The organism is Thiemannella venezuelensis, assembly GCF_014203605.1.
Classification (GTDB): domain Bacteria; phylum Actinomycetota; class Actinomycetes; order Streptosporangiales; family Streptosporangiaceae; genus Planomonospora_A; species Planomonospora_A venezuelensis.
Map to the genome: position 1 here is coordinate 1 of NZ_JACHJJ010000055.1, position 10,133 is coordinate 10,133.

General features: G+C 69.0%; 7 protein-coding genes and 3 pseudogenes. 2 read left to right on the plus strand and 8 right to left on the minus strand.

The annotated features are described in order from the left end of the window. Positions 1–64: 64 nt before the first annotated feature. Positions 65–478: an HAD domain-containing protein gene (locus FHS22_RS36790; RefSeq protein WP_184948827.1), complete on the minus strand. Its 414-nt coding sequence runs from the start codon at positions 476–478 to the stop codon at positions 65–67. After that, positions 475–936 (minus strand): annotated as a pseudogene (locus tag FHS22_RS36795) (transposase); the annotation flags it as partial. The gene FHS22_RS36790 and the pseudogene FHS22_RS36795, both read right to left, overlap by 4 nt. A gap of 53 nt (positions 937–989) precedes the next feature. Between FHS22_RS36795 and FHS22_RS36800 the strand changes: the two are divergent. Further along, positions 990–3,095 (plus strand): ISAzo13 family transposase, encoded by a 2,106-nt coding sequence (locus tag FHS22_RS36800; protein WP_184948828.1) that lies wholly within the window; start codon positions 990–992, stop codon positions 3,093–3,095. A gap of 1,160 nt (positions 3,096–4,255) precedes the next feature. Here the strand turns inward: FHS22_RS36800 and FHS22_RS36805 are convergent. The 3 genes from FHS22_RS36805 to FHS22_RS36815 form a co-directional block, all read right to left on the minus strand. Continuing rightward, the gene (locus FHS22_RS36805) at positions 4,256–5,161 is read right to left on the minus strand and encodes a relaxase domain-containing protein (protein ID WP_184948829.1); all 906 of its coding nucleotides are present in this window, start codon (positions 5,159–5,161) and stop codon (positions 4,256–4,258) included. 130 nt (positions 5,162–5,291) lie between these two features. Continuing rightward, positions 5,292–5,609: a hypothetical protein gene (locus tag FHS22_RS36810; protein ID WP_184948830.1), complete on the minus strand. Its 318-nt coding sequence runs from the start codon at positions 5,607–5,609 to the stop codon at positions 5,292–5,294. A gap of 265 nt (positions 5,610–5,874) precedes the next feature. Beyond that, complete coding sequence (locus FHS22_RS36815) at positions 5,875–6,693, minus strand: aminoglycoside phosphotransferase family protein (protein WP_184948831.1); 819 nt, start codon at positions 6,691–6,693, stop codon at positions 5,875–5,877. 144 nt (positions 6,694–6,837) lie between these two features. Here FHS22_RS36815 and FHS22_RS39750 point away from each other — a divergent pair. Beyond that, a pseudogene (locus tag FHS22_RS39750) lies at positions 6,838–6,948 on the plus strand (hypothetical protein); the annotation flags it as partial. Here the strand turns inward: FHS22_RS39750 and FHS22_RS38835 are convergent. From FHS22_RS38835 to FHS22_RS36835, 3 genes and pseudogenes are all read right to left on the minus strand, one after another. After that, positions 6,918–7,661, minus strand: a complete 744-nt coding sequence (locus FHS22_RS38835; protein ID WP_260408670.1) for a reverse transcriptase domain-containing protein — start codon at positions 7,659–7,661, stop codon at positions 6,918–6,920. The pseudogene FHS22_RS39750 and the gene FHS22_RS38835 overlap by 31 nt on opposite strands. After that, positions 7,562–8,255, minus strand: a pseudogene (locus FHS22_RS38840) (ISL3 family transposase); the annotation flags it as partial. The pseudogene FHS22_RS38840 and the gene FHS22_RS38835, both read right to left, overlap by 100 nt. 146 nt (positions 8,256–8,401) lie before the next feature. Beyond that, positions 8,402–9,577 (minus strand): pectate lyase, encoded by a 1,176-nt coding sequence (locus tag FHS22_RS36835; RefSeq protein ID WP_184948832.1) that lies wholly within the window; start codon positions 9,575–9,577, stop codon positions 8,402–8,404. Between the last annotated feature and the right edge of the window lie 556 nt (positions 9,578–10,133).

Genomic DNA, 10,133 nt, shown 5'->3' on the forward strand with positions numbered 1-10,133 from the left:
CTAGAGAAACGCCACAGCAGTACACACAGGCGTATTTCCGCAGGTCATAGACCAGATGCGTGCTCTAGACATGACGAATTACGCGGAACGCGGGCCTGTCGGCGTCGGTGATCTCGTCGTCGACCCACGCGAACGGGCGCCCGCCCGCCCAGTTCACCAGCGGCCGGGTCTTCCAGCACAGTCCGAACCATCGGTCCTCACGTTCATGCTGGTCGGTCGGCTCCGGCCACGTCACGACGGGCAGTCGCGGCAGCCCGATGCGGGGTGCGATCTCGGCGTTGGCCTCCTCTTCCCAGGTGGTCGCCCAGACGAGTTCGCAGGGCAGCGCTGCCAGCCGGCTCCCCAGCTCGCAGGTGAGCCGCGCCAGGCGCGCGTCCGGTGTCGTACCCCGCAGTGCGCGGTGCGGGTCCTCGCCGAAGGGCAGAATCGGCCCGTCGACATCGAGGAAGAGCAGCGGGCGTTCGGTATGACCGGTCATGCTGCGTCGGCCTCGTCACGTTCGATCAGGACGGCGCGTTCGAAGCGGGCTCCGGCCCGCACCAGAGCCACCAGGTGAGGGGCGTTGACCGCGCGCCAGCGGGCCTGGGCCGACTCGATCAGCTTGAACGCCATCGCCGGCCCGGCCGCGCGCGGGCCCGGCCCCTTGGTGACCTTGGTGCGGTGCCGGACGGTGGCGAACGTCGACTCGATCGGATTGGTCGTGCGCAGGCGGATCCAGTGCTCGGCCGGCAAATCGTAGAACGCCGGCAGCTCGTCGGCGTCGTCCGTGACCTTGGCCACCGCCTTGCCGTACTTGGCGCCGTAAGCGGCACCGAACGCCTCCACCGCGGCCTCGGCATGCGTCTGGTCCTCGGCGTTCCAGATCTCTGCCAGTGCCTTCTCCACTCCCGGATGCGCGGACTTCGGTAGGGCCCCGAGCACGTTTGCGATCTTGTGAAGCCGTCAAGAAATAAGGCGTTGCTTTTCGATCTTGGATTCGTTGAGATGGTATGGCGATCTCCAGCGAGGTCCGCGGCCAGCTCGCGCGCAAATTCCAGGCGCTGCTCCCGCATCTGAACGAACGCCAGCAGCGGCTGGTCCTGGCGACCGAGGCGCGGCTGCTGGGTCACGGCGGGGTGCGCGCCGTCGCCCAGGCCACCGGGGTCAGCGAGACGACCATCCGCAACGGTATCTTCGAGATCGAAGATGGCCGGGAACCGCTTCCGGTAGGTCGCATTCGCCGGCCCGGGGGAGGCCGCAAGCGGGTAGAAGACGACGATCCGGCCCTGCTGGCGGCGCTGCTGGGGCTGGTCGAGCCAGATGAGCGCGGTGATCCGCAGTCCCCGCTGCGCTGGACCACCAAATCGCTGCGGCATCTGGCCGCCGAGCTGACCCGGCAGGGCCATGCGGTCTCGGCGCCCACGGTGGGGCGGTTGCTGAAGTCGGCCGGCTTCAGCCTGCAGGCCAACGTCAAGACCCTGGAAGGCACTCAGCACCCCGACCGCGACGCCCAGTTCCGCTACATCAACCAGCAGGTCAAAGCCCATCAGGCCGACGGCGAGCCGGTGATCAGCGTCGATACCAAAAAGCGCGAGCAGCTGGGCCGGCTGCCGATGGCCGGACGCGAGTGGCGGCCCAAGGGCGAGCCCATCCAGGTCGAAGACCACCACTTCTTCTTCACCGGCCCGGATGTCGAGCAGGCGATTCCGTATGGGATCTACGACATCACCGCCAACACCGGCTGGGTGAACGTCGGCATCGATCACGACACCTCGGTGTTCGCGGTGGAGTCCATCCGCCGCTGGTGGAGGGCGCGCGGTCACCGTGACTATCCGGCCGCCTCGCGTTTGCTGATCACTGCGGACGCGGGTGGCTCCAACGGTTATCGCTATCGGGTCTGGAAGAGCGAGCTGGCCGCCCTGGCCGCCGAGATCGGGCTGGCGATCACGGTCTGCCACTTCCCGCCGGGCACCTCCAAATGGAACAAGATCGAGCACCGGCTGTTTTCCCACATCACCCTCAACTGGCGCGGCAGGCCGTTGACCAGCCACGAGGTCGTGGTCAACACCATCGCCTCCACCCTCACCAGCGGCGGGCTGCGGGTGGAGGCCGTCTTGGATGTCGGCGACTACCCCACCGGCGTGGCGATCAGCAAAGAGCGCTTCGCCGCTCTGCCCCTGGAGCGGCACGCCACCCATGGGAACTGGAACTACACCCTGCGCCCCGCATCCACCAACGAACCGGCCGACCTCAAAGCGGTTGGCGAAGCCGATGGGCCGGCGCAGCGGCGCCAGGCCATGCTCGGCCGCCTGGCCGATGCGCGCTTGACCGGCATGAGCCCCGCCCAGCTGGAGCAGCTGACCGTGGCACTCGCTCCGGCCCAAGCCGCCCGCACCCAGGAGCGACACAGTCGGCAACGCGGCGGCCGGGCTCGGCGAGCCACCGGCAGGCTCCGCGTCAAGCCGCTGTTCGATGATGCCGCCCGCCTGCTGCTCACCCTTCTCTACCAGCGGCAGGTCTGCTCCATGAAGGTGCTGGCAGACCTTTTGGAGGTCACCGGCACCTGCATCGCCGACCTAGTGAAGGAGACCCGCAGAGCCCTGGAAGACCACGGCCACCACACCGCAACCGCTCAGGTCCGCTTCGCCAAGCCCGCCGCTCTCCTGGACTTCTTGGACACCGACCAGCGCCCCGCACGAGCCGCGATCACCGACCGGTTGGCCCACCCGGTCCTGACCGGGATCACCCGCGACGAGCTTCACCTGCTCACCCAGCGCCTTGCCGCCGCGCAGAGTGCTCAAGGCGAGCGCCTCGGTTACCAACGGCGAGGTGCTCCTCGGCAGCCCGGAACCCGATCCGGTGTCTTCCCGCAGAAGATCAGCAACAGCGAACGAGTCCTGCTCACCATCCTCTACCAACGGAAACTCTGCACCCTGGAGGTCTTGACTGACGCCTTGGGCGATGTCAGCAGATCCTCCATCGGCAACGTCATCCGCGAAACCCGCCCTCTACTCGAGCAAGCAGGCCATGTCCCTGCACCGGCGACCGTCCGTTACCGCACGGCGGCAGATCTGCTTGCCGCAGTGCCGGGCGACCGCGACACGCCAACAAGTTGATCTTTTACGGCTTCTGTGGAACCAGTATCTTTGGCCTCTGGTCTGCGGAAACACCTCACCCAGCGCGCCCCGAAATCCTAGCGTCCCGTCGGCGACGGCCAGGACCGGAGCGCACATGCCGCGGCGTTTCCCGTGGCTGCTGTGGGGCGCCGGGGTGCTGTGGGCGTTCTACCTGTTGGTGTTCTCCTTGACCGCGTGGATGTGGGCCTACACTGACAGCCCGCTGACGCCCTACCTCGCCTGGCCGTCCCTGTGGGTGTGGTTGTGGGTGGTGCCGACGTTCTCGGGGATCATGCCGCTGCTGTTCCCCGACGGGAAGCTGCCGTCCAAGCGGTGGCGGCCGGTGCTCTACGGCAACTTCGTCCTCATGGCCGGGCACTCGCTGCTGCTGGCCCTGACACCCGAGCCGGCCTTTGGGCTGGGCCTGCCGATTCCCAATCCCTTCGGCGTCGAGGCGCTGGGCGACATCCCCGAGCGCGTTGAGGAACGGATCGGAGTGCCCATGGTCCTGCTCGGCCTGCTCGGCGTGGCGTCTCCGGGGGTGCGCCACCGATCCGCCACGCCCGAGGTCCGCCGGCAGATCGCATGGTACTTCAGCGCGATGGTGATCTTCATCGGCTTCTGGGCGGTCACGGGAAGTACCGAGGACCCGCTCATCATGGGCCTGCGCATCCTCCTGACCGGCGGCATCCCCATCGCGATCATCGCCGCCGTCCTGCGTCACCAGCTCTACGGCATCAGGCTCGTCCTCAACCGCACGCTGGTGTACGGCACGCTGACGGTGTTCATCGGCCTCATCTACTCGGTGCTCGTCTGGGTGGTCAACCGCGTGAGCGGGAACTACGGGGCGGTGGCGGGGTTGATCGCGGCCATGGTCACGGGCGCGGTCTTCCACCCGGTACGGCTGCGCCTGCAGTGGTCGGCGGATCGGCTCTTCGGCGTCGAGCGTGACCCTTACAAGGTGGCCGACCTGCTCAACCGCACGGGCCAGCGGGCCGGTGACCCCTCAGAGGCCCTGACCCAGGCGATCTCCGTTCGAGGAGGCCGAGCGGCGTCCCGGTGGCGAAGACAGTGCGCCGGAACTGCCCGGCGCGCAGGCGCGAGGCGCGCGATGACCACCGGTGGCAGGTGGAGGCGGAGGGCGGGAGCCCTGTCCCTTGTCACCGGCTGTGACCGTCGCCGATGCCGGCGGCGACCGGTTTCGCCCTCTGGGCCAGGGCGGCGAGCGGCACCTTCGCACCCCGTCGTGACGGCCGGGCCGTGCTATCGGGGCCGCGCTGGGTGCGCGGCGATGAGGGGTGGGCGAACAAGGTGCGCAGCGCCGGGGCGATGCCGGCGACCTCCCACACCCCGGTGAGCGCATCACGCTCCCAGCGCACCTGCTGCTGAGCACTGAGCAGCTGGCGCACCCGGGCGCGGGCGTAGAGCTCCATCACGCCGGCGTGCTCGTGCAGTGCGCGCCGGCGATGTCGGCTCATGTCGGTCCAGCGTCCACCGCCATCACGCATCAGCGTGGCGATGACCAGGTGGGCGTGCAGGCACGGGCGCGGCACGCCGCTGCCCGCTGCGGGCGCGGTGCGATGCCACAGGATCCATCCGAGCAGGCCGGCGTGCCGGGACGCGGGAGTGATCCACTGCTCCAGCTGGGCGGCCGCCTCCCCTACCGCCTGGGCCACCAGAGCCTCGATGGCGGCGGCCTGGTCCTGCTCGGCCAGCGCGTACAGGGCGCTGAGGCTGGCGGGCTGGGTCACGGTGAGCTCCAGGCCGCGGCTGCGGCGGGCGGCGGCGGGCCGCAGGCGTCCGGTGCGCGGGTGGTGCCCGCTCATGAGGGCGCTGGCCAGGTCGTGCTGGTCGGGGGTCAGGCTGGTGCCCGGTATCAGGCCGAGCGCCTGGCCGCCGCTGCCGAACCAGGTCGGCTCGCGCGCGGTGGCCGGAGTCTCCTCGACCTGCGGGACCAGCGGCTCGGGGGAGCCGGTGATGCAGGGACGGCGGTCGCAGAGCGCGCCGCCGCGCAGCCGGTGGTGCACTTGCACGGCCGAGGGGCCAAGATCGGTGATCCAGACCATGGGGTCTCCGGAACCGGGAAGGGGACGGCGGCGGCCGTCCGAGCGTGCCGGTGGGCGGCCCGGTGGCCGCGCCGGGGAGCGCGACACCAGGGACCCTACAATCCGACCTTTCATAAGATCAATACCTGAGTCAGGAAGAGTTTGTCAGGACGCTGCCGGACCGTAGGCGCGGCACCCGCCGGTAGTCCTGGCCGGCGACCGGATCGACCTGGCCGCCCGCGACCTGACGCTGGCGCAGATACGGCGGCCGGACCGCATCCTGCTCCTCCTCAGGCAGCCAGGTCGGCTGCGCCCACCAGGAGCGGTCACTGGCCTGGCGCCAGCCGCACACCAGGGCCACCTGGTCGCGGTAGCGCACCAGCGGCGGTAGCGGTACCACCGCCTCAGGCCGCTCCACCAGTTGCTCGTAGGGTCGCCCGGCGAGCTCGCCCACGTCGTCGTACGGCACGCGGGTCTCGATCGCCGAGGGCGGCGTTGCGGGCGGCCGGCAGGCCAGACAGGATCCAGCACAGCTGCGCCCATCGCTGCCCGTCGTGATGCCAGCGGTCGGACAAGAAGACCAGCCGACGGCTGTACCGCGCCAGGGGCGGCATTGGCAGTAGCGCGGGCTCGGGCACGCGCCGACTCTACCGCTCTGTCGTACGTATGTTTGATTGCCGATGGGGTGTTGCACGTCGGCCGTCCTGAGCCAGGCAGAAGGCGTGAGGTGCGCCTCAGCCAAGCAGCTGCACAACCCGTTCGGCTTGGCGTTCCAGGGTGTCGGCCGGGTTGTGCGGCGTCGCCGGCCCATTGGGGCCGAGCTGGAGAAACCAGCCCAGCGCGATCAGGCGGCGGAACCCGCGCACCCGCTCGGCTTCCGCCGCGGTCAGATCGAGGTGAGCCAGGAGTTGCTCGGCGTCCAACGCGCCGTCGTGCTGGGAGATGTGCTCGCAGACCTCGCCGAGCTCGAAGGCCCGGTCGCTGCGGCCGGAGTCTTCCCAGTCGATCAGCCGTACGCGGCGCTCGTGCTCGTCCCACAGGTAGTTGGCGCGGTTGCCGTCCGCCAGCCCGAGGACGGGCGGCAGCGGGTTCGCGGTGAGGTTGTCGGGGTCGGCGGAGGCCAGCCAGGCCGCCCCCGCGCGGAACGCCTCGCGCACGAGGGGGTCGTGGCCGAGGTCGGGCTGCGTGTCGGCCCAGGCGCGGGTCTTGTCCACGGCTGTCTTCGGCCCCCAGGGGGCGGGCGCGACTTCGTCCACCACGCGGGCCGGGATCTGGTGCAGCCGGGTCAGTGCGGCGGCCATCGCGGTGATCTGCTCGTCGCCGGCGTGCTCGCCGCGCAGGACACGGCCGGGAAGCCTGCTCATCACGATTGTGGGCGGGTGCGCCTCCAGCGTGGCCTCAATGGGCGCGGGCGCGAGATCGGGTGTGTGCTTGGCGAGCAAGGTCAGCGCCGCCCATTCCCGGTAGGGCTCTCCTCGCTTCCAGGAGGTGTAGCGCTTGACCACGACGTCGTCTCGGATGTCGAGGCTGTGGGTGCATCGGCCGACCACCATAGGTCCGCTTCACCCTCTCTGTCCCTCGGGCCGGGGACAGTGCGTCTCCTGGCCACGTCCCGCGGAAGGCAAGGAAAGGGCTGACACTACCAGCAGGCCGCAGCCTGTTCGGGATGAGCGGAGATCGGGCGGGGGCGTTGACCGTTGCTGCCGCCGACGCGGACGCGTCCGCAGGGTGGCGGGACGCAGAACACACCTGATGGAGCGGTGTTCGCGGCCATCGCCTACGTCCTGGTGAGTGGGCGTGCGTGGCGGGCGCTGCCGCCGTGTTTCGGGATCCGGTGCCGCCGTCGTTCGCGATCCCGCCGGCTCGCCACCGCACTCGTCCACTGCTCGGCGGCAAAATCGTCGAGCACCGACAGCGCGATGCTGGCCAGCAGGGGCGACAGGATGCCCCCTTGCGGTGTCCCGGAGGTGGTCCCGTTCCGCTCGCCGAGCTCGGTCATGATCCCGGCTTTGCAGAACGATCTCACCAGCGCCAGCACCCGCTTGTCCTTCACCCGCATCCGAACGCGGTCCATCAGAGCCACGTGGTCGATGCGGTCAAAGCATGCCTCGATGTCCGCGTCCAGCACCCAGCGGTATCCCTGGGAGCCGAACAGATGGATCTCGGCGATCGCGTCGTGCGCACGCCGGTTCGGCCGGAAAACCCATACGAGCACGGACAAAAGTCCCCCTCGAAAATCGGTTCCAGGACCAGCTTCAGCACGGCCTGCACCACCCGATCGGTGACGGTCGGGATCCCCAGCCGACGCAGTTTCCCGCCGGTCTTGGGAATCATCCGCTCCCGCACCGGCAGAGGCCGGAAGGCCTGCGCCTTCAGCGCCGAACGGATGCGGTCCAGATGCGCATTCACCCCGGACGCTTCGACGTCGGCGGCGTCCGGGAGCGGGTGGCGGATCGCTTCGGCGTAGGCGCCTGAGCCGTCCCGGTACAGGATCCGCACGCCGGGATGGGCGCGCAGCCATGCTTCCAGAGTGTCCGCGGTGCGATTCGGCCAGGACGTCGATGCGCTCGCGTGTCTCGGCATCGATCAGCACCGCGGCGTAGCGATGGCGTCGGCGCAGGGCGAAGTCGTCCACCCCCAGCACCCGGGGCGCCCGAGGCTGGGGCGGGGGCAGGCGCAGCAGCAGGCGCAGGGCGGTATGCCGCGACAGGGGCATGGCCAGGGCGGACAGGACACGCGTTGCGGCTCGCCCGGCCGGCTCGTGCACCACCGCGCTGATCTGGGCGGCCAGGCGGGGGGTGCGGCGCTGGTAGCGCTCCAGCACGCCGGGGAGTTGTTCGCGGAAGGTCTGGCGGCAGCCGCGCGTCGGGCAGAGCAGACGGCGGATCCGCACCACCACGAGCACGCGGCGGGCGTCGAGGGGCACATCGGCCACGCTCCGTTCGTGGTAGCCGTGCACGCGCGCCGTCTCGGCCCCGCAGACCGGGTAGGCGACCGGTCCGTCCGGGGTGCGCGCCCGTACCCGGATCTGTTCGCCCACGTCCGCTACGTTCTGCACGACCAGCGGCGATAACCCCGAAAACACCGTGCTCAGTAGCTTGTCGGCATCAAGCACAGCCCAGCGTGACGTGGCGGGACGTTCCGTCACCACCGAATCCGCGACAGAGCCGTTCACTGGACAGGCCCTCTTCACCGGCTGGCATGCGGGAGGAGGGGCGCCCACCTCGCGGTGGGCGCCCCTTCCGAGGAGGTGCCTACGGCTTACTTGTAGGTGACGTCGCTCTTGGTGACCTTGCAGTTGGAGTCGTTCCAGCCTTCACCGATGTAGCTGGGCTCGGAGCCCTTGCTGACGCCCTTGTACTTGCCGCAGACGGTGGCGCCGCCGTCGACGACGAGGCGGGTGATGGTGGCGGTGTCGCCCCAGTTGCTGTTGATGCCGGCGACCATATCGACGTCGGAGACCAGCACGTTGTCGATCTTCACGTGGCGCTGGTGCGAGCTGGAGCAGTTGCCGCACGCCCGGTACAGCTTGCCGGAGCCGTTGAGGTAGAAGCCGGAGATGCTGACCGTGCCGTTGCCGTTGTGCTGGAACGTCTTGTCGGAGCCGGATCTGGCGCCTCCGCCGATGACGTAGGAGGTGCCGCCGCCGGTGCCCTTGAAGGTGGCGGCGTCCTCGCCGATGTCGTTCCACCACACGTTCTTCAGCGTGCAGGTGCCCTCGCAGTGGACGCCGTCACCGGCGGGGGAGCCGATGATGACATTCTGCAGGGTGCCGCCGTTGGCGATCTTGAACATCGGGTCCTGCGACTCGCTCTGGCCGCCGTCACCGATGCAGCAGTAGGTCTTCATCCCGCCGTCGAAGGTGCCGGAAACGGACACGGTGCCGGAGATCTTCACCGAACCCGCCGATGACGGCCACTGGCCGGTCGGAGCACCGGTACCGGGGTCGCCGCCCGAGCCGAGCTTCGTCAGTGACCACTGCTGGTTGGCGCCGTTCAGGTCGGAGAAGCCGGCCAGCTTGGCGCCGTCCTCGGTCTTCCACTCCCAGACGTCGATCGCCTTGCCGCTGGCCCGGTTGATGAACCGGACGTAACCGCTGTCGGAGTCCTTGACCGCCCAGTGCTGGGTTTTGGTGTTTCCGTCTGAATTCTGGGTCAGCTGCGTGCCGTCGGTCGAGCCGGCCAGTTCGAGCAGCTTGCCGCTGTGCACGTTCTTGATCTCGTAATAGCCGCTGGTGCCCGAGCTCTGGAACTTCCACTGCTGCACGGCGAGGTCGTTGCGGCTCCACTGGTTGACCGGCGCGCCGTTCGACGTCGACCAGCCGTAGACGTCCATCGCCTTGCCGCTGAAGCGGTTGACGAAGACGTAGGTGGCGCCGGTGTCGATCGTGGCGGCCGACGCGGGGAGCGCCATGGCGACCATGAGGCCGCCGACCATGGTCGCAGCTGCTGCTATGGCAGCCGCCAGGCGAACCCAGCGTCGACGCCGTTTCGCGCCGGTTACGGACGTTTCCATTGTTCCTCCATGCTGCCGCCAGGCCTGTCGGCGGCGGGGGTCGATGTGGGGGTGCGCTAGCCTGGAGAGGGGTGGGAAAACGCTTTCCTGGCGGGAACTTAACGCCTTCTGCTCACTCGGGTCAATAGGGCGGGGCAATAGGCAAAGATCATTCAGGTGTGCCGCTCAAAGGATCGCCGTTACGCGGCCCGGTATTGCGCGAATGGCGGACGCCGGCGCGGCGTCCGCGAGCCGATGACCGCCGTCAGCTGCAGTTTCTCCTGATTTCGGCGCTTAGTGGAGCGTTCCTCAACGGGTATGGAGATTGTCATCGCTCAGCTCTACCGGCCAGGAAATCCTTTCCGGCGGGGGGAACCTGCCACGTCGGAACCGCTGTGTGCTTGCTGAGCTTTAACTCGCGGAGTTACACCAAGTTGAAGGCCAGACCGGTCCCTGCCAGGCAGCCGTCGATCAGATGCGGCCGGTACTGGATCTTCTT

Excerpts from the sequence above, each read along its gene's own strand:
- FHS22_RS36800 (WP_184948828.1), top strand. The coding sequence starts at position 990 with ATGGCGATCTCCAGCGAGGTCCGCGGCCAGCTCGCGCGCAAATTCCAG.
- FHS22_RS36815 (WP_184948831.1), bottom strand. The coding sequence starts at position 6,693 with ATGGTGGTCGGCCGATGCACCCACAGCCTCGACATCCGAGACGACGTC.
- FHS22_RS38835 (WP_260408670.1), bottom strand. The coding sequence starts at position 7,661 with ATGGCTGCGCGCCCATCCCGGCGTGCGGATCCTGTACCGGGACGGCTC.
- FHS22_RS36790 (WP_184948827.1), bottom strand. The coding sequence starts at position 478 with ATGACCGGTCATACCGAACGCCCGCTGCTCTTCCTCGATGTCGACGGG.
- FHS22_RS36835 (WP_184948832.1), bottom strand. The coding sequence starts at position 9,577 with ATGGTCGGCGGCCTCATGGTCGCCATGGCGCTCCCCGCGTCGGCCGCC.
- FHS22_RS36805 (WP_184948829.1), bottom strand. The coding sequence starts at position 5,161 with ATGGTCTGGATCACCGATCTTGGCCCCTCGGCCGTGCAAGTGCACCAC.